Genomic DNA, 18,174 nt, shown 5'->3' with positions numbered 1-18,174 from the left:
AATTTTCCTACAACTATGTAGGATTTTGCTGATTTACAAACTTCTCTAAATTGTGGATAATTTATTGAAAAATTTTAATAAGGAGGTTAAACTATGCCCTGGAAAATGGACATCAATCCATTGGGTAGTCTTGCATTAAGTGCTCTGGTTGCGGCAGTGCCAATTCTTTATCTTTTCTGGGCGCTTGCTTACAAAAGAATGAAAGGGCACTGGGCAGCAATTTCAGCAGTTATTATTGCGATGTTGATTTCAGTAGTTGCTTATGGAATGCCTGTTAATCTTTCTGTGCTTTCAGTTTTTAATGGTTTTCTTTTCGGGCTCTGGCCTGTTTGCTGGATCGTTGTTACAGCAGTTTATATCTACAATCTTTCTGTTGAAACAAAACAGTTTGAAGTAATCAAGAACTCACTTGCTGCAATCTCCGATGACAGAAGAGTTCAGGCAGTAATCATTGCTTACTCTTTTGGTGCATTTCTTGAAGGTGCTGCAGGATTTGGAACACCTGTGGCAATCTCAGCTGCAATGCTTGCAGGATTGGGATTCAATCCAATTTATGCTGCAGGTATCTGTCTTATTGCAAATACAGCACCTGTTGCCTTCGGTGCAATTGGAATTCCTATTGTTGTCGGTTCAGCAGTCTCTGGCGTTGATATGATGGCAATGAGCAAAATGGTTGGAAGACAGCTTCCATTTTTCAGTATCGTTGTTCCATTCTATATGGCAGTTGTTATGGCTGGATGGAAAAAAGCTGTTGAAATCTGGCCTATTCTTTTAGTAAGTGGTGGGTCTTTTGCATTAACACAGTTTTTAGTATCTAACTATATTGGTCCTTATCTACCAGACATCCTTTCATCAATTGTTTCTATTATTGCAACAGTAATATTTGCTAAAATATGGCATCCAAAGGAATCCTGGACCTTTGAACATGAAGCAGCAGCAGGAAGAGCAAAGCTTGAATTTACTGCAGGACAGGTATTTAGAGCATGGGCACCCTTTATTCTACTTTCAATTTTCGTTGCTGCATGGGGTATTAAACCAGTAAAGGCAGCTCTTGACCAGCTTTTAACAATAAAATTTCCGATAACTGGTCTTGATAAAGAGATTATAGACCATCTTGGGAAACCAAAACCAGCAGTTTATATATTTAATGTACTTTCAGCAGCGGGAACTGCAATTCTTTTTGCAGGAATTCTTTCAATCCCTGTAATGGGTGCATCAATCGGAACAGCACTCAGAGTTGCTGGACGAACTCTTAATCAGCTTAAGTGGCCTATTGTGACAATTGGAACAATTCTTGGATTTGCCTATCTTTATAATTTCTCAGGAATGGCTATTACACTTGGTTATGCCTTTGCGTCAACTGGAGTGATTTTCCCATTCTTTGCAGCATTTCTTGGCTGGCTTGGAGTTTTCATGACAGGTTCAGATACATCATCAAATGCTCTTTTTGGAAAACTTCAAGAAGTTACAGCCCGTCAGATTGGTATAGATCCTGTTCTCACAGTGGCAACAAATTCCTCTGGTGGAGTTTTTGGAAAAATGATTTCTCCGCAGTCCATTGCTGTTGCAACTGCAGCAACAGGATATGTTGGACATGAAGGTGATATATTTAGATTCACACTCAAGCATTCCATAATCCTTACCTTCCTCATGGGTGTGCTTGCAATGCTTCAGGCATATGTATTTACATGGATGATTCCTCACTGGGAGCAGGTCGTACAGGCAGCTGCTGCAGCAGCAAAATCTGCAGCAACTACTCCTTCTACTGAAGGACTTAATTATCTGATTATTACCTTTGCTGTTTCAATATTAATTGTAATAATTTCAAGAGTTGTTGGAAGAGGAGCTGTAAAATGATTGATAGCAATTTCATAAATAAGTGTAGAAACATTTTTGGTCCGGAAAATGTTCTTACTGATAAGGCTGAATTAATCACATACAGTTATGATGCCACCCCAGGGATCCCTCGGGAGATTCCGGGGGTGGTTGTTTTTCCTGAAAATACCAGGCAGATTCAGGAACTAATTTTTCTTGCAAGGCAGACAAAAACTCCAATCTATCCAAGAGGCGCTGGAACATGCCTCAGTGGCGGTCCTGTTCCTCTTAGCAAAGGAGTTGTTATCGCCTTTCAAAAAATGAATAAAATAGTTGAAATTGATCCAGACAATCTTACAGCAACTGTTCAGCCTGGAGTTATTATCGCCGATTTAAACAATGCAGTTGCAAAATACGGACTTCTCTATCCACCAGACCCTGGCTCAATGGCAACTGCAACAGTTGGCGGCTCAGTGGCTGAAAACTCTGGAGGACTTCGTGGATTGAAATACGGAGTAACAAAACATTATATCATGGGAATGGAAGTAGTGCTTCCAACAGGAGAGATTTTCCGTTACGGTGGAAAAACCGTGAAAAATGTTACAGCCTACGATTTTACAGCTCTTTTTGTAGGATCAGAGGGAACCTTGGGAATAATTACTGAAATAATATGCAAACTCATCCCTGCACCAAAGTATCGCAAATCAATGATTGCTTTCTTTGACAGACTCGAAGATGCTGGTAAAACAGTCACTGACATTGTTCGTAATCATGTTATTCCAGCAACCCTTGAAATAATGGACAATGTCACAATACAGACCGTTGAAAACTATGCAAAGGTAGGACTTCCTACTGATGTAGAGGCATTGCTTCTTATAGAAGTTGATGGAATGGGTAAAGATTCTGTTGAATGGGAAGCTGAAAAATGCGTGGAAATAATAAAACAAAACAATGGTAAATATAAAATTGCGGAAACTGACGCTGAAAGAGACTCCCTGTGGGCAGCTCGTAGAGCAGCCTTACCAGCACTTGCACAGGTAAAGCCTACGACAGTTCTTGAAGATGCTACAGTACCGAGAACAAAAATTGTTGAGATGCTGGTTGCTATTCAGAATATTGCAAAAAAATATAATCTGATGATTGGAACATTTGGACATGCAGGTGATGGAAATCTTCATCCAACAATCCTTGTGGATCCAGCAGATAAAGATGAAATGCAAAAGCTCCATAAGGCTGTTGATGAAATCTTTGAGATCGCTCTCTCCTTAGGTGGAACTCTTTCTGGTGAGCATGGAATTGGTGTTGCAAAGCTTAAATATCTCAAAAATGAAATAGGTCTCGCTGGAGTTGAGACAATGCGTAGAATCAAACAGGCACTTGATCCTGACAATATTTTAAATCCTGGGAAACTTGTTCCTGTGGAGGGCTGAAGTGACAAAGACAGTTTTTGATGATGTGGAAACATTAAAAAAAGAACTACTTAGATGCATGAAGTGCGGAAATTGCATGTCCGTTTGTCCTGTTTATAATATAGAAAAAAAGGAATCATCAGTTGCCCGTGGTAAAATTGCACTTGGAGAGGCTGTGCTTGATGATAAAATTACCATAGATGACGAAACCCTTGTAAAGCTCATCTTTAACTGCCTTGTATGCAAATCCTGCATGCTTGCCTGTCCTTCTGGAGTCAGGTTTGACAGAATTATACTTGGATTGAGAGCAGCAATTGCAAGAAAAAAAGGAATTCCTTTTGTGAAAAAGGCACTTTTTGGCTTATTGAAAAATCCAGAACTCTTTGACAAGGGCATGAAAGCTTTTTCTGCAATGCAGGGATTTTTTCTTACAAAAGAAGGAGAAAAAACACGCGCACCCAGAGGATTTTTAAAACATCTCGGGAAAAGATTTGATAGAGATTTTGTTCTGCCAGAACTCAGCAAAGAGAGCTTTAGAGATAAGGTTTCAGAAGTTGTGGATGTGGAAAATTCTCAGACAACGGTCATATTTTTTACAGGTTGTTCTGTTAATTATTTTTACCCTGATGTTGGAGAGGATTTACTTTATGTTTTAAAGAAAAACAATGTTAAAACAATTACTCCCAAAAGCCAGAACTGCTGTGGTATGCCAGTAATGGTTCATGGAGATATTGATACAGCAAGAGAACTTGCGAGAAAAAATCTTGATGCTTTTGAAAAAACAAATGCTCAATATATTGTTACAGTTTGTGGTTCTTGCGGAAGTGCACTTAAACATGAATATCCAATAATTCTTGAAGGCTCTGAATATGAAGAAAAGGCAAAAAAGTGGGCTGAAAGAGTTTATGATATATCCACATTTCTTTTAAAGATTATTAAATTTGAGCCACCAAAAGGAAAAATAGAGCTAAAAGTTACTTATCATGATCCCTGCCATCTTAAAAAATCAATGAAAGTTGTTAATGAACCAAGACAGCTCATTAAAATGATACCAGGAATAACTCTGGTTGAAATGAAAAAGCCTGATGCATGCTGTGGAAGTGGTGGAAGTTATCATTTAACTCATGTAGATACTGCATTAAAAATTACTCAGGCAAAGACAGAGGATATAAAACAAACTCAAGCAGATGTGGTATGTACAGGATGTCCTGCCTGCATGATGCAAATCTTTGAAGGAATCCAGAGATGGAATGGAAATTGCAGAGTTTTGCATACAGTTAGTTTATTGGCTCAGTCATATAAAAAAGAGGAGGAATAAATTTGTTTGAACTTTTCAAGCAAAAAGCAGAAGCAATAAATGCAGAAGTGCATAAATTTCAAAGTAAAGCAGAGGCTCTTGATTTCATAAAAGACTTTATTAAACAGAATACTTCAAATAAAATTTCAAAGGCAGTGGTATGGTGTGATTCAGAATTTCTTGAAGGAGTTGACAAAGATGCTTTCCAAGAAGAGCTTCCCCAGATTGAGTTCAATATAGATCTTAATTCAGCAACATCAGCAAAAATAGGGATAAATCAGGTTGATTTTGGTATAGCAGAGACAGGAAGTCTTGTTGAAATATCAGAGAATGTCTCAAAGAGACTCTGTTCTACGTTGCCTGAAATTCATATAGCAATTCTTCCAATGAACAAGATCTTACCTGACATGGAGTCAGTATTTAAACAGATAGAAATTAAAAAATTTCCATATATGACAGTAATAAGTGGTCCAAGCAGAACTGCTGATATAGAGCGAGTTCTTACAATTGGAGTTCATGGACCTGAAAGGGTTGTTATTCTTTGTATTGAAAATTTTTAGGAGGAAAGAATTGATTAAAGAAGAAATAAAAAAAGCTTTACAAAATGCTAATCTTTCTGGAGCGCTAACAAGGTTTTCAGAAGCCTATGCTGTAAGCAGGCGTAAAGCCTATGAAGGACTTGATTTTGAAGAATTAAGAGAAAAAATAGCCTCTGCCAAAGCCTATGTGGCAGAACATCTTGATGAGCTTGTTCAAACTTTTATTAAATCTGCCCAGGCAAATGGAGCAAAGGTTTTTTATACAAAAAATCCTGAAGAAGCAAAAAACTACATTATTGATCTTGCAAAGAAAAACAATGTAAAAAGTATTGTTAAATCAAAATCAATGGCAACAGAGGAGATTCATTTAAATAAATACCTTAAAGAGCATGGCATTGAAGTTAATGAAACAGATCTTGGAGAATGGATCATTCAGCTTGCAGGGCAGAGGCCTTCACATATGGTACTTCCTGCAATACATCTTACAAGGTATGATGTTTCTGATGTTTTTACAAAAAAAGTTGAGCCTGTAGAACCTGATATTGCCCAGATGGTAAAATTTGCAAGAAAACATCTAAGAAGAAAATTTCTTGCAGCAGACATGGGTATTACAGGAGCAAATATAGCAGTGGCAGAGACAGGCACACTGGTCATATTTACAAATGAGGGTAATGCTCGTCTTACAATGGTTTTGCCAAAGATTCATGTAGCAGTTGTAGGAGTTGAAAAGCTTGTTTCAAAGCTGGAAGATATATTCCCGATCATAAAAGCTTTACCAAGAAGTGCAACAGCTCAGCTCATAACAAGTTATATATCTTTTGTAACCAAACCTGAAATTCATATAGATGGCTCCCAAAAGGAGTTTCATATAATATTGCTTGACAACAAACGGAGTGAGATAGCAAAGGATCCTATTTTTAAACAAACACTGCAATGCATTCGCTGCGCTTCCTGTCTCAATGTATGTCCAGTATTCAGACTTATAGGTGGACATGTCTTTGGTAAAGTTTATACAGGTGGAATTGGAACAATTCTTACAGCATGGACAGAAGGACTTAAAGCTTCAAGTGATATTCAAGGATTATGTATTCAATGTGGAAACTGTGTTAGAGTATGTCCAGGTAAAATAAATATTCCTGAGCTTATTCTGGAGATTCGTAAAAGACTTGCAAAAGAAGAAGGATTGAGCTTCAAAACAAAGGCAATCTACTCAATTGTAAACAATAGGAAACTATTCCATTCAATATTAAGAGCAGCTTCAAAACTTCAAAAACCCTTTGAATCAAAAGGTTTTATAAGACATCTTCCTTTCTTTCTGTCAGAACTAACTCAGGAAAGAAGCCTGCCTGCAATTGCTGATATTCCTTTTAGAGATAGATTCAAAAAAATTAAACAGCCAGAATGTAAAAACAAGGCTGTATTTTTTGCAGGTTGCCTTATTGATTTTGCTTATCCTGAAATTGGAGAAGCTCTTGTTAAGCTTCTTAATGCTGCAGGCATAGAAGTTCTGTTTCCGGATGAACAAACATGCTGTGGTGCACCTGCAAGATATTCAGGTGTGATGGATGTGGCAGCAAACAATTCAAAACAGAATGTGGAGGCCTTATTAAGTGTAGATGCAGATTATATTGTATCTGCCTGTCCAACATGCACTGTGGCACTTAAAAAACAGTTTATTAAAGATTTAAAGGAACAGAATTACGATGAAAAATTAATAAGCTCTGCTCAAAGGCTTGCGGAAAAAGTATTTGATGCCTCTGAGTTAATTAATAAGCTTATAAAGGATGGCAGAATTAAATTTAAAGAACTTCCTGAAATTACCTTCACCTATCATGATCCCTGCCATCTTATAAGAAGTCTTAATATATTTCAGGAGCCAAGAGAGAGTCTTATTTCAGCAGGACTTAAACTCGTTGAAATGTTCGAGTCTGACACATGCTGTGGCATGGGTGGAAGTTATTCATTAAAATTTCCTGAAATATCAGTTAGTATCCTGAGAAGAAAGCTTGAAAACATTAAAAAAACACAAACAAAGCTTGTTTGCACAGACTGTCCAGGTTGTGTAATGCAGATTCGTGGAGGAATTGATAAAGAAGGACTTCAGATAGAAGTAAAACATTCACTCCAGGTGCTTGCTGAAAGAATTAAATGAAAGAGTTATAATAGAACGCTTATAACAAACGGAGGAGGTATATGCTCGTAAATCTCTCAATTGGTAAAAAACTCGGTATAGGATTTGGAATTGTCATTATTTCTCTTATTTTCATTGCGGTTTTAGGTGTGATTGCTTTTTTTCAAATTCAATCATTGAAGGATGAGAATGTCTTAACTACGATAAAAACAATTTGCCTTCTAATTACAGGAGTTGCTTTATCTACGATATTAATTGGATTTCCCCTTGCTATTTCCATTTCAAAATCTATTAGAAGATCAGCGATGGAACTTAAATCAGTTCTCGGCACTCTTAACAAAGGAGATTTCACAGTTGACATTAATGTCTACTGTAGAGACGAACTTGGTGATGCCTGTCAGATTTTACAAGAAATTATTCTAAAACGCAGGAAATTTTTTGCAGAATCAAAAAGGATATCTGATTCTCTTGCTTCATCTTCTGAAGAACTTTCAGCAACAACAGAGGAGATATCCCGTAATCTCAAATCTCAAACAGAGCGTGCCAGTCAGATAGCCAGTGCTGCAGAGGAAATGAGCCAGACAGTTGTTGACATAGCAAAAAATGCTTCAAACATAGCAGAAGTGAGTGTTGAAACTGCAAAAGTAGCTAAAGATGGAAGAGATATGACACTTAACACAGCCAATGAAATAAAAGTAATAGAAGGAGCAATTCAGAAACTTTCAGAAGTAATAAATGTTCTTGGAGATCGTTCCCGCCAGATTGGAGAGATTGTGACAGTAATTAAAGACATTGCAGATCAGACAAACCTGCTTGCATTGAATGCAGCAATTGAGGCAGCAAGGGCAGGAGAGCAGGGTCGTGGCTTTGCTGTGGTTGCCGATGAAGTGCGTAAGCTTGCAGAGAGAACAACAAAGGCAACTGATGAGATAGCGGAGATGATAAGAGGCATTCAGAGTGAGGTAGATGTTGCAGAGGGTTCTATGGAGGATGCTACAAAGAAGGTGGCAAGCGGAGTTGAGTTAAGCCAGAAGGCAGCACAGATACTTGGCCAGATATTAAACAAAGCACAGGAACTGCAGAGTATGATACAGCAAATAGCCAGTGCAACAGAAGAAATGAGCTCAGTTACAGACCATATAACACAGGACATTGGAAGCATTGCAGAGGGAATAAAAGAGATTGCCACTTCAGTGGAACAGACTTCTCAAACAGCATCTGACATCAGAAAACTTGGTAAAGATTTAAATATTGCAATAGGAATTCATAAAGCTATAAAGGAGGAATAGAATGCTCAAAAAATTCAGTGTAAAAAGGGTGTTACAGGGCAGGCTTTTTAAAGGAGAGGAAATTGTATCAGGAATTACAAAATTTTTAAAAGAAAATTCAATTACCTCTGGGCTTATAAGTGGAATAGGAGCTGTTAAAAAAGCCAGAGTAGGGTATTATGACCAGAGTGAAAAGGAATATGTCTCTCATGAATTTAACGAGCCGATGGAAATACTCTCATTAAAAGGTAATATCTCAATAAAAGATGGTGAGCCTTTTGCACACATTCACATTGTTCTTTCAAAAAAGGATTTTTCATGTATTGGTGGACATCTTTATGAAGCTGAGGTTTTTGCTTTTGAATTTGAAATCCTGGAATTGGAGGGGAATTCTTTCATCAGGGGTTTTGATGAGGAAACTGGGCTATTCTTATGGAAAAATTAACTCAACATCTCTTCAAGAGTTACCTTAACACATTCTGAAAGAGCTTGAAGATTATAACCACCTTCAAGCACAAATATCTTAGGAACATGAGAAGCCCTAAGAATGCTTTTTACAATACTTCTTACTCCTTCTGTTGAGACATTTATATGGCTCATGGGATCATCTTTATGCATATCATAACCTGCTGAGACAAGGATAAGTTCAGGTTTTGCTTCTCTTATTTTCTGAGGCATTATATCTTGAAAAACTGTCAAATACTCTTTCGTGCCTGAGCCAGATCTCAATGGTACATTATAAGTGCATCCTTCTCCAGCACCTCTTCCTATTTCAAGCTCTCTACCTGTTCCAGGATAAAAAGGAAATTGATGGGAACTAAAATAAAAAACAGAACAGTCATCTTCAAATATATGCTGGGTTCCATTTCCGTGATGAACATCAATATCAACTATAAAAATTTTTTTAACTCCCTTTGTCTTTGCATAGGCTGCACCAACTGCTACATTATTAAATATACAAAATCCCATTGCAGCATCAATTTCAGCATGATGCCCCGGAGGTCTTACCGCACAAAAGGCACTATCAAAATCTTTATTTAACACACCATCCACAGCACTCAGCACAGCACCCACTGCATAGCATGCCACCTCAAAAGAATTTTCGCTGAGATAAGTATCTGGATCTATGTATCCTGGTGGAGAATTTTTAATTTTTTCTATATAGTGGAGTTCATGAACCAGAGAAAGTTCCTCTTCAGTTGCTTTTCTTGGTTTAATGTGAAATAATCTATTCCATATTCCTTCTTTTTTTAGATGATTAACAATTGCAATGAGTCTATCCTTTGATTCAGGATGATTTGAAGGCGTCTCATGTTTTAAGAAAATGTCGTCATAAATAAATGCAATTTTTTTATCCATAGAAAATGATATCCATTTATTTTATTGTTTTATCTCATCAAAATTCAAAATATCCATGTATTCCCATTCTCTCCATGCCATCACATATATTTTATTTTTACTGGCATGTTTTATAACCTGTTCAGGAGAAGTGATACTACCAAATATTATTATCAATTTTTTACCCTTGAATTCAGGGAAAAACTCAAAAAATCTCTTTGCTTTTTTCTTTATATCATCAACATCTTTAACATATGGTGTTGATTTAACTTCTATCATAAAAACCATATCATCACAAGTTGCCACTGCATCTACCTCATAATCCTCACCTTTTATTCTCTTAAGTATTCTTTGCCCAAGCATCTGAATGTCGCAATTAAAATACTTACTTAACACTGGGCGCAGGGCAGGTGCAATCAGGTCTTCCACTATCGTACCCATTTTCTTTGCAAGATTACTCCATTCTTTGTTTTTTCTCTTGTTTTCTTCCTGTTGCTCTCTCTTAAATTTAAGCATTTCATTTTTGAAGTCTTTCATTTCATTTTTGAACTCTATCATTTCATTTTTGAACTCTCTCATTTCCAGAGATAGTTTTTTATTTTCTTCTGCAAGTCTCTCAATTGCCATTTCAGTTTTCCGAGCCTGATAAATAAGCTCCATTAAAGCCTGTTCAAGTTGATCAACTCGTTTTTCTAATAAAGTTTCCTGCATATTTAATCTCCATCATTTTTTATTTTTATAATATTATGAAATCGATTGTATTTGCAAATCAAATTTATTATCATGAAATTGTTGTCAGTTTTCTTTATTAGCATTTTCAGGTTTCAGGGCAGAATTCTCAAACTTTACAAAGATGAAAGGATACTGTAAGGCTTGGAAAACTTCTATTTGATTTTGACTCAGAGCAAATGCATGCAAGATACAAAGCTATTGATGTTATAATGCTAAATTATGGTTAATGTCAAGATGACAATTCAGTATGATGGCAGTAATTATTCTGGCTGGCAGAGGCAGAAAAAGGAGCTGTCTATTCAGGCAGTGATTGAAGGAGCTCTTTCAAAGATATTTCAAACAGAAATAAAAATTCGCGGAGCCGGAAGAACTGATGCAGGAGTTCATGCCATTGAACAGGTTGCAACCTTTAAAGCCAATGTTAAAATGCCTTTAAGTAGCCTTAAAAAAGCTCTAAATTCTTTGCTGCCTCCTGATATAAGAGTAATTGAAGTTGAAGAAGTTGTTGCTGAGTTCCATCCTCAGTACTCAGTAAAAAGAAAATCTTATGTTTACTACTTGTGTATTGATGAACAGTGTTGTTGTTTTATTCAAAGATATGTATGGCACTATCCAAGAAAGCTCAATTTATCTTTAATGGAAGAATCCCTATCTTTGTTTAAAGGAACCAGAGATTTCACAGCTTTTTCTGGCAGTACTGAGGTAAAGAATAAAGTAAGAACTGTTTATGATTTTACCATGCAGAGGCTTGACAATTTCTGTTTCATGGACATGAACATGAGTGGTAATTTTATCAAATTCAGGATAGAAGCTGATGGATTTTTAAGATTCATGGTAAGAAATATAGTTGGATGCATTGTAGAAGTAGGCAGAGAGAAACTCAGTATTGAGTCAATTAATGAGGCTTTCATCACAGGGAAGAGGCCTTCCAGAATGCAGACAGCCCCTTCCCGTGGACTTTTTTTAGAAAAAATATATTACTGACCTTCCTCACCTTCAAATTTCTCTATCATCTCTATTTTTTCCTGACAGTCTCTGCAGTATATGGCAAATGGAAGGATTTTGAGCCTTTCCTCAGGAATTTCATCACCGCACATTTCACATATTCCATAGGTGCCTTCCTCAAGTTTTCTTAGGGCTTCTTCAATTTTCTTTAAGATGTCTCTATGTGTGCTTAACTGTTTCAGGCTTATGTCTTCTGAAAGATCAATAACACTCAAATCAGCATCATCCATACCTGCTTCAACAATCTGTCGCTTTTCTACGGTTTGAAACTTTTTCATCTCTTCGCGAGCTTCCCTTAGAATCTGCTCTTTCATTTGATTGAGCATTTTTTTTAATCTATCTTTTCTTTCCTGATCTATTTTCATTTAAACCTCCATTATTTCTTTCTCTTTTTGCTCAAGAGCATGGTCAACTTTTTCAATAAAGGAGTTTGTTATTTTTTGTATTTCTTCCTGAAGTCTGCGAGATTCGTCCTCACTCAATTTCTTTTCTTTTTCAGCTTTTTTAATTTCTTCAATAATATCTCTGCGGATGTTTCTTATTGCTACTCTTGCTTCTTCAGCTCTTTTACGGACTACTTTCACAAGTTGCTTTCTTCTTTCTTCTGTTAAAGGTGGAATAACTATTTTAATAATTTTTCCATCGTTAATTGGTGTAAGTCCCAAATCTGACTTCATTATGGCTTTTTCTATGTCTGCAAGCATCCTCTGTTCCCACGGCTGAATTGTAATCATTCTTGGCTCAGGAATCCCGAGTGTGGCAACCTGATTAAGAGGAACCATGCTTCCATAGTAATCCACTCTAATGTTATCAAGAATTCCAAGAGAGGCTCTACCTGTTCTAAATGTAGAAAGATCTTTTTTAAAGACTTCCAATGCTTGATTCATTTTTTCATTAGCTTTCTTCTTGAATTCCTGCATCATTTTTCACCTCTTTTAAAACAATGCTTCCTATTTTTTCTCCTAAGACTATCTTTTTTAAATTATCTGGTTTTTTGATATTGAATACCACAATAGGGAGATTGTTATCCATGCAAAGTGTAATAGCAGTTGAATCCATCACTTTAAGAGAATTTCTTATTACATCCATATAGGTAAGTGTATCAAATTTTTTCGCCTTTGAATCTTTAACCGGATCTGATGAATAAATTCCATCCACCTTTGTTCCCTTAAGGATAACATTAGCACCGATTTCAATTGCTCTGAGAGCTGCTGCTGTGTCAGTGGTAAAATAGGGATTCCCCGTGCCAGCAGCAAATATCACTACACGACCTTTTTCAAGATGTCTTATTGCTTTTCTTCTTATGTAAGGCTCAGCAAGCTCTCGCATCTCAATTGCTGATTGAACACGGGTATCAACTTCTTGTTTTTCAAGAGCATTTTGAAGTGCCAGTGCATTAATTACTGTTGCAAGCATTCCCATATAGTCTGCTGTTGCTCTTTCAATCCCCTGTGCCTCAGCTTCACTACCACGCCATATATTACCTCCACCAATAACAATAGCAATTTCAACTCCTAATTGATAGGCTTTTTTTATTTCCTCTGCCATGTATTTTACAGTAAAAGGATCAATACCATAGCCCTGCTCCCCCATAAGGGCTTCACCACTAAGCTTCAGAAGAATTCTTTTATAAACAGGTTTATTCACATTGACCTACCTGAAATCTAACAAACCTTCGGACTACAATATTTTCACCGAATTTTGCAATTTTTTCATTAATGAGGTCTTTTATTTTTTTCTCAGGCTCTTTAATAAAAGGCTGTTCAAGAAGGCACATCTCTTCAAAGAACTTTTCAAGCTTTCCTTCAATAATTTTTTCAACAACCTGAGGTGGTTTATTCCCCTTTATTTGAGCCTTGTAAATCTCTTTTTCTTTATTTATAACCTCTTCTGGCACATCCTCTCTTTTTATATATTGAGGATTTGATGCTGCAATGTGCATTGCAATGTCTTTACCGAGCTGACGAAACTCTTCATTTCTTGCAACAAAATCTGTTTCGCAATTAAGCTCAAGCATTACTCCGATTTTGTCCATATGAATGTAGGATGTTATAATTCCTTCTCTGGCATCTCTTGTTGCTTTTTTTTGAGCAGTGGCAAGTCCTTTTTGCCTTAAATATTCAATTGCTTTATCAAAATCTCCTCCTGATGCTTCAAGTGCTTTTTTACATTCCATCATTCCAGCACCTGTTTTTTCTCTGAGTTCTTTTACCATTTGAGCAGTTATTGCCATCTGTGTCCTCCTTTATGGTTCAATGTATTCTGTCATTGATTTCTCATACTCCTCTTCCTGGAGTATTTTTTCTTTTATTGCAGCCTTTTCAGCTTCTTCTTCAAGACGTTTTGTGAAAACTTCCTTGCCTTCAAGCACAGCATCAGCCATCTTTGATGTAATAAGTTTAATTGCTCTAATTGCATCATCATTTCCTGGTATAACATAATCAACAAGGTCAGGATCACAATTTGTATCAACAATTGCAACGATTGGAATTCCAAGCTTTATTGCCTCTTCAACAGCTATTTTTTCTTTTTTTATGTCTACGATATATATTGCTTTTGGAAGTTCCATCATATCTTTAATTCCAATTAGATTTAACTCAAGCTTTTGTCTTTCCTTTTCTAATTTTGCAATCTCTTTTTTCGTGTGTAAATAAAGAGTGCCATCTTCTTTCATCTGTTCAATTCTTTGCCACTTTTCAACACTTTTTCGGACTGTGGAAAAATTGGTAAGCATTCCTCCAAGCCAGCGATGATTTACATAAAAAACTCCTGCTCTTTTTGCCTCTTCCTGGATTGCCTCCTGAGCCTGCTTTTTTGTACCAACAAAAAGAATGCTTCCTCCTTCTGCTGAAACTGTTTTTAAAAATTCATAAGCCTCCTCAATTCCTTTAACTGTTTTCTGAAGATCAATAATATGAATGCCGTTTCTTTCTGCAAAGATATACTTTTTCATTTTTGGATTCCATCGTTTGACCTGATGGCCAAAATGAGCACCTGCTTCAAGAAGCTCTTTCATTGTAACTACTGACATAAAAAACCTCCTTAAATGGTTTTAACCTCCGCCCTTTCTCCTTAACCTTTAAGGACCATCGGAGAAATTTCAGGGCGTGTGTTTTTAAAAGAGTCAAAGACTCTTTAACATTAAATTTAAAATTTATCATATTTTTTCAATTTCTTTCAATTACCTCCATTTTATCCTTTATTTTTTTGGCTTTAAAAAGGACTTTATCAACTTCTTTAAAAAATTTTTTATAGTCTTTATAAAACTTGAAGCTTTCACATTTACCGATGCAGCCTATCGCACCAGAGGCACTGACAGAAGTTTTTTTATATCGAGCTTTAAACTCCTCCTTTACTCTTTCAGCAAATTTTATCGCTCCTTCTTGAGATGATCCAATAAGAATGCATCCAAATTCGTCTCCTCCTATTCTTGCAACAACATCTTCCTTTCTTTTGAAATTTTTTAAAACTTTTGCAAAAAGCTTTATAAGTCTGTCTCCTTCAGGATGTCCAAACATATCATTGACTTTTTTTAGACTGTCAAGGTCAAAAAGAATGAGACAGAAACTGTTTCCATATCTTAAACTCCTTGAATATTCTTCTTCAAGCCTCTGAAAAAAGAATCTCCTGTTATATATTCCTGTGAGAGAATCGGTTATTGAAGCTTTATAAAGTTTTTTATTTATTTTTTGTAATTCTGATGTTTTTCTATCTACTTCCTTTTGCAACTGTTCGTTAAATTTTAAATTTTCATGGTAAAGTTTAAAAAGTGTTAATACTGCAGAGAAAAGCTTAACCATTGAAACAAAAAAGAAAATATAGTCTTCATCAAAGGCATTAACCTCAGGATGTGAAAAGTTGATTACTCCGACTATTTTATTCTCAACTTTTACAGCAACAGATAAAACCGAACCTATTGGAAGGCTGGAAAGCTTTTTGTCAAATCTCTCATCTTTTGTTACATCAGGCACATAAATAAAATTTCCTTTTTTAAAAGCCGCATCTGCCAGGCTACTGTCAATATTAAATATTTTTTTCTTGAAATCTTTAAATTTAATTTTCCCTGTAGCAACCTTTAGAACAAGCCAGTTCAATTCAGGATGTTTCTCCATAAATGATATATTTTCAACAGGAAGTAGTTTTATAAATTCATCAAAACAGTAGGAGATAAACTTGTAAATATCCTTTTCAGCATAAATCCTGTCAAGAATTTTATTAATAGAAGAAATGACTCTTATGGATAGCTCAGCACTACATGCAAAATCTTCGGTCAGTTCAAGAAGAGATTTTTCTATAAAGGAGTGTTTTTTAATGTGTTCTAAAATAATTTGTTTTAATTCTTCATCGCTTAGTTTATCCAGATTTTCGACTTTAAAAATTTTTCCAATATCTAATAAAAATTCTCTCATAAGTTTTCCACCTCTTTGAGAATCTCTTTTAATTCATTAACTAATTCTTCTGGTTCAGGAACATCTAAGAGTTTATAAACTTTTTCTCTATAAAATTCACTCTCTATTTTAACTTCAAAAGGATGGTAACCAAGCTTTTCAGCAATAGAATTTGAGAGTTGAACAAGAGCAACATTTTTTGCATATTTCACAGATTTTTGAGGAGGCTCGTGATGATAAAGAATTACATCGCAGAATATCTCCGGCAGTCCCCAAATCTCAGCAAGCCATTTTCCCATTTCTGAATGAGTTGTGCCGAGAATTTTTTTCTCTGCCTGAGTTAAAGAGTTTTCCCTTGACAGAGCTTGCTCTATTTTTTGAAACTGCTCATAAAAAGCATAATTAAGAGCAAAAAGTCCAATATCATGAAGAACACCGGTTGCGAAATTATCTTCTGAAGGCTCATTCAGAAATTTTTCTGAAATAATCTGACATACTGTGCCTGTAGCAATAGAATGTTTAAAAAGCCTCATATAACTTTTTTCTTTTTCTTGTGAGGATTTAAAAAGGCTGAATATTGATATACTTAAAGCAATGTTTTTTAATGCTTTAAATCCTATTTTAAGAAGAGCATCTTTCACTGTTGTAATTGGTTTATAAATGCCGAAATAAACTATATTGGCAACACCAAGAACCTTTGACATAATTGGCGGGTCTCTTTCAATAATATCTACAAGTTCATCAAGATGTGTAAGCTCTTTTGATGTTAAATTAAGTATTCTTTCAGCAGTCCATGAAAGCGTAGGAAGTTTTTTAAGTTTTTGAATGTCTATTCTTATGTCAGTTTTGGAGTTCATAAAAATCCTTCTTGCTTAAAATTATTTTAAATAATACAATATAAATTATGGAGTTTTCAATAAATTTTAATAACATTATTGGAATTGTAGCAGGAATAATAACAACAAGTGCTCTTGTTCCGCAGGCATTAAAAATCTACAGAACAAAATCTGCCAGAGATGTTTCACTGACAATGTTTATTTTTATGGCAGTAGGAATAACGCTATGGTTTGTCTACGGAGTTTTAATCAAAGAAATTCCAGTTATCTTAGCAAATTCTGTCTCATTGATTCTAATTTTTTCAATTATTTTTATGAAAATTCGTTATGGTTAAAGTCTTTTTGCTACCAAGGCAAACTGCCTGAGCTTTTCAACCATTTTATCGGGGTGAGAGGATTTGAACCTCCGACACCACGGTCCCGAACCGTGCGCGCTGCCAGACTGCGCTACACCCCGTTTTTTTATATTAACACTTTTCTGTCACTCTGAGCATCCTCATTCTTTTTTTGTCATTCCAAGCACCTCGATAGTGTAAGGAATCTCTGACTACCTTCAATATCAATAAAAAAGCACTGGATTGAACTCGGTCTCATAAATCCTGTTCAATCTGAAGTCTTTTTCAATATCCAATCCTCTATTGGCTGATATAAGAAGGAGAGATTCCTCGGGGCATCGAACCCTTCGGAATGACAAATAAATTATAACATTCTTATTATTCCGCATTGTCTTGTAGATTGTCTGCCATGAAATCTATAAGAAGCATATTCATTGCTTTTGCAGTATGTGCAGTCATCTGAAATCCATATATTTTGTCTTTTAACTCCTAAGGAAATCGCCTGAAGAAGATTTGCAACTCCTATATCAATGTAGTTTTTGCCATTTACTCTAAAAATATAATCCTCTCCAGGATTTTCCTTCTTCATTGCATCAACCACTTCCTCACCAACTTCGTAACAGCATCCTTTAATGTATGGACCAAAGGCAATTAGCAAGTTTTCTGGCTTACATCCATAAACTTCATTCATTTTTATAATTGTCTTTTTTAAAATTCCTTTAGCTGTTCCACGCCATCCAGCATGAACTGCGGCAATTACTTTTTTTTCTGAATCAAATATCAGCGCTGGCAGACAATCTGCTGTTTTTATCCCTATAAAAAGATTTTTTTGATCTGTAATCACTGCGTCTGCTATGGATGGCTCAGCGTAAGAATTCAAAATTGCTATAAAATCTGTATGTCTTTGAACAGGAATGTAAAGCTTAAATGGAAGCGAATTTTTAAAATCTTCAAATTTCTCTATCTTTTTTGTAAAAAATGCTTCAATCTGTAGTCCATTAAATATTTCTGGATAAATGACCATTATTTTATTATACATCTCGAAAAAAAGCATGTTCCATTTTTTAAGAATTTTTTGTGA

19 protein-coding genes and 1 tRNA gene are annotated in these 18,174 nt (G+C 35.7%); 9 read left to right on the top strand and 11 right to left on the bottom strand.

The window, feature by feature from the left end:
* Positions 1-93 precede the first annotated feature (93 nt).
* From V4D31_RS07165 to V4D31_RS07135, 7 genes are read left to right on the top strand one after another with little or no spacing between them, the layout of a single operon-like run.
* A complete protein-coding gene (locus V4D31_RS07165; protein WP_353685766.1) occupies positions 94-1,857 on the top strand; it encodes a lactate permease LctP family transporter in 1,764 nt (587 codons plus the stop codon).
* Positions 1,854-3,245, top strand: coding sequence for an FAD-linked oxidase C-terminal domain-containing protein (locus V4D31_RS07160; protein ID WP_353685765.1), 1,392 nt, complete (start codon positions 1,854-1,856; stop codon positions 3,243-3,245). The genes V4D31_RS07165 and V4D31_RS07160 overlap by 4 nt, the downstream gene beginning before the upstream one ends.
* A gap of 1 nt (position 3,246) precedes the next feature.
* Positions 3,247-4,542: a (Fe-S)-binding protein gene (locus V4D31_RS07155; RefSeq protein WP_353685764.1), complete on the top strand. Its 1,296-nt coding sequence runs from the start codon at positions 3,247-3,249 to the stop codon at positions 4,540-4,542.
* A 2-nt stretch (positions 4,543-4,544) separates the two neighbouring features.
* Positions 4,545-5,081: a lactate utilization protein gene (locus V4D31_RS07150; RefSeq protein ID WP_353685763.1), complete on the top strand. Its 537-nt coding sequence runs from the start codon at positions 4,545-4,547 to the stop codon at positions 5,079-5,081.
* A complete protein-coding gene (gene ldhH / locus V4D31_RS07145; RefSeq protein ID WP_353685762.1) occupies positions 5,038-7,212 on the top strand; it encodes an L-lactate dehydrogenase (quinone) large subunit LdhH in 2,175 nt (724 codons plus the stop codon). Before V4D31_RS07150 ends, ldhH begins: the two co-directional genes overlap by 44 nt.
* A 41-nt stretch (positions 7,213-7,253) precedes the next feature.
* Positions 7,254-8,480, top strand: a complete 1,227-nt coding sequence (locus tag V4D31_RS07140; RefSeq protein WP_353685761.1) for a methyl-accepting chemotaxis protein — start codon at positions 7,254-7,256, stop codon at positions 8,478-8,480.
* Between the two features lies 1 nt (position 8,481).
* Positions 8,482-8,904: a PPC domain-containing DNA-binding protein gene (locus V4D31_RS07135; RefSeq protein WP_353685760.1), complete on the top strand. Its 423-nt coding sequence runs from the start codon at positions 8,482-8,484 to the stop codon at positions 8,902-8,904.
* Here V4D31_RS07135 and V4D31_RS07130 read toward each other — a convergent pair.
* The gene (locus V4D31_RS07130) at positions 8,901-9,818 is read right to left on the bottom strand and encodes a histone deacetylase (protein WP_353685759.1); all 918 of its coding nucleotides are present in this window, start codon (positions 9,816-9,818) and stop codon (positions 8,901-8,903) included. The two genes, V4D31_RS07135 and V4D31_RS07130, sit on opposite strands and share 4 nt — an antisense overlap.
* A 21-nt stretch (positions 9,819-9,839) precedes the next feature.
* Entirely contained in the window at positions 9,840-10,508 is a 669-nt protein-coding gene (locus tag V4D31_RS07125; RefSeq protein WP_353685758.1) for a hypothetical protein, read from the bottom strand.
* A gap of 240 nt (positions 10,509-10,748) precedes the next feature.
* On the opposite strand from V4D31_RS07125, the gene truA reads away from it, so the two are divergent.
* Positions 10,749-11,513, top strand: coding sequence for a tRNA pseudouridine(38-40) synthase TruA (truA, locus tag V4D31_RS07120; RefSeq protein ID WP_353685757.1), 765 nt, complete (start codon positions 10,749-10,751; stop codon positions 11,511-11,513).
* Here truA and V4D31_RS07115 read toward each other — a convergent pair.
* The 7 genes from V4D31_RS07115 to V4D31_RS07085 form a co-directional block, all read right to left on the bottom strand.
* Positions 11,507-11,899: a TraR/DksA family transcriptional regulator gene (locus V4D31_RS07115; RefSeq protein ID WP_353685756.1), complete on the bottom strand. Its 393-nt coding sequence runs from the start codon at positions 11,897-11,899 to the stop codon at positions 11,507-11,509. The genes truA and V4D31_RS07115 overlap by 7 nt on opposite strands.
* Entirely contained in the window at positions 11,900-12,457 is a 558-nt protein-coding gene (frr, locus tag V4D31_RS07110) for a ribosome recycling factor (protein ID WP_353685755.1), read from the bottom strand.
* A complete protein-coding gene (gene pyrH, locus V4D31_RS07105) occupies positions 12,429-13,181 on the bottom strand; it encodes a UMP kinase (RefSeq protein ID WP_353685754.1) in 753 nt (250 codons plus the stop codon). The genes frr and pyrH overlap by 29 nt, the downstream gene beginning before the upstream one ends.
* Entirely contained in the window at positions 13,174-13,767 is a 594-nt protein-coding gene (gene tsf, locus V4D31_RS07100; RefSeq protein ID WP_353685753.1) for a translation elongation factor Ts, read from the bottom strand. Before tsf ends, pyrH begins: the two co-directional genes overlap by 8 nt.
* Positions 13,768-13,779: 12 nt before the next feature.
* Positions 13,780-14,565, bottom strand: coding sequence for a 30S ribosomal protein S2 (gene rpsB, locus V4D31_RS07095; protein WP_353685752.1), 786 nt, complete (start codon positions 14,563-14,565; stop codon positions 13,780-13,782).
* Positions 14,566-14,701: 136 nt separating this feature from the next.
* Positions 14,702-15,943 (bottom strand): sensor domain-containing diguanylate cyclase, encoded by a 1,242-nt coding sequence (locus tag V4D31_RS07090; RefSeq protein ID WP_353685751.1) that lies wholly within the window; start codon positions 15,941-15,943, stop codon positions 14,702-14,704.
* Entirely contained in the window at positions 15,940-16,779 is an 840-nt protein-coding gene (locus V4D31_RS07085) for an HDOD domain-containing protein (RefSeq protein WP_353685750.1), read from the bottom strand. The genes V4D31_RS07090 and V4D31_RS07085 overlap by 4 nt, the downstream gene beginning before the upstream one ends.
* Positions 16,780-16,826: 47 nt before the next feature.
* On the opposite strand from V4D31_RS07085, the gene V4D31_RS07080 reads away from it, so the two are divergent.
* Positions 16,827-17,093 carry a SemiSWEET transporter gene (locus V4D31_RS07080; protein ID WP_353685749.1) on the top strand — a complete coding sequence of 89 codons (267 nt, stop codon included), beginning with the start codon at positions 16,827-16,829 and terminating at the stop codon, positions 17,091-17,093.
* Positions 17,094-17,141: 48 nt separating this feature from the next.
* On the opposite strand, the gene V4D31_RS07075 is transcribed toward V4D31_RS07080, so the two are convergent.
* A tRNA-Pro gene (locus V4D31_RS07075) sits at positions 17,142-17,215 on the bottom strand.
* A 242-nt stretch (positions 17,216-17,457) separates the two neighbouring features.
* The gene (gene pgeF, locus V4D31_RS07070; RefSeq protein WP_353685748.1) at positions 17,458-18,132 is read right to left on the bottom strand and encodes a peptidoglycan editing factor PgeF; all 675 of its coding nucleotides are present in this window, start codon (positions 18,130-18,132) and stop codon (positions 17,458-17,460) included.
* Between the last annotated feature and the right edge of the window lie 42 nt (positions 18,133-18,174).

The sequence above is a fragment of the Thermodesulfovibrio sp. 3462-1 genome, from assembly GCF_040451425.1.
GTDB lineage: Bacteria > Nitrospirota > Thermodesulfovibrionia > Thermodesulfovibrionales > Thermodesulfovibrionaceae > Thermodesulfovibrio > Thermodesulfovibrio obliviosus.
Note: the sequence above shows the minus strand (reverse complement) of the source record. Positions and strands in the feature narration are given on the sequence as shown.

What these genes read in the sequence shown, in the direction of transcription:
- V4D31_RS07165 (WP_353685766.1), top strand. Translation starts at nt 94, where the DNA reads ATGCCCTGGAAAATGGACATCAATCCATTGGGTAGTCTTGCATTAAGT.
- V4D31_RS07160 (WP_353685765.1), top strand. Translation starts at nt 1,854, where the DNA reads ATGATTGATAGCAATTTCATAAATAAGTGTAGAAACATTTTTGGTCCG.
- ldhH (WP_353685762.1), top strand. Translation starts at nt 5,038, where the DNA reads ATGGACCTGAAAGGGTTGTTATTCTTTGTATTGAAAATTTTTAGGAGG.
- V4D31_RS07140 (WP_353685761.1), top strand. Translation starts at nt 7,254, where the DNA reads ATGCTCGTAAATCTCTCAATTGGTAAAAAACTCGGTATAGGATTTGGA.
- V4D31_RS07135 (WP_353685760.1), top strand. Translation starts at nt 8,482, where the DNA reads ATGCTCAAAAAATTCAGTGTAAAAAGGGTGTTACAGGGCAGGCTTTTT.
- V4D31_RS07130 (WP_353685759.1), bottom strand. Translation starts at nt 9,818, where the DNA reads ATGGATAAAAAAATTGCATTTATTTATGACGACATTTTCTTAAAACAT.
- V4D31_RS07125 (WP_353685758.1), bottom strand. Translation starts at nt 10,508, where the DNA reads ATGCAGGAAACTTTATTAGAAAAACGAGTTGATCAACTTGAACAGGCT.
- truA (WP_353685757.1), top strand. Translation starts at nt 10,749, where the DNA reads ATGGTTAATGTCAAGATGACAATTCAGTATGATGGCAGTAATTATTCT.
- V4D31_RS07115 (WP_353685756.1), bottom strand. Translation starts at nt 11,899, where the DNA reads ATGAAAATAGATCAGGAAAGAAAAGATAGATTAAAAAAAATGCTCAAT.
- frr (WP_353685755.1), bottom strand. Translation starts at nt 12,457, where the DNA reads ATGATGCAGGAATTCAAGAAGAAAGCTAATGAAAAAATGAATCAAGCA.
- tsf (WP_353685753.1), bottom strand. Translation starts at nt 13,767, where the DNA reads ATGGCAATAACTGCTCAAATGGTAAAAGAACTCAGAGAAAAAACAGGT.
- rpsB (WP_353685752.1), bottom strand. Translation starts at nt 14,565, where the DNA reads ATGTCAGTAGTTACAATGAAAGAGCTTCTTGAAGCAGGTGCTCATTTT.
- V4D31_RS07090 (WP_353685751.1), bottom strand. Translation starts at nt 15,943, where the DNA reads ATGAGAGAATTTTTATTAGATATTGGAAAAATTTTTAAAGTCGAAAAT.
- V4D31_RS07085 (WP_353685750.1), bottom strand. Translation starts at nt 16,779, where the DNA reads ATGAACTCCAAAACTGACATAAGAATAGACATTCAAAAACTTAAAAAA.
- V4D31_RS07080 (WP_353685749.1), top strand. Translation starts at nt 16,827, where the DNA reads ATGGAGTTTTCAATAAATTTTAATAACATTATTGGAATTGTAGCAGGA.
- pgeF (WP_353685748.1), bottom strand. Translation starts at nt 18,132, where the DNA reads ATGTATAATAAAATAATGGTCATTTATCCAGAAATATTTAATGGACTA.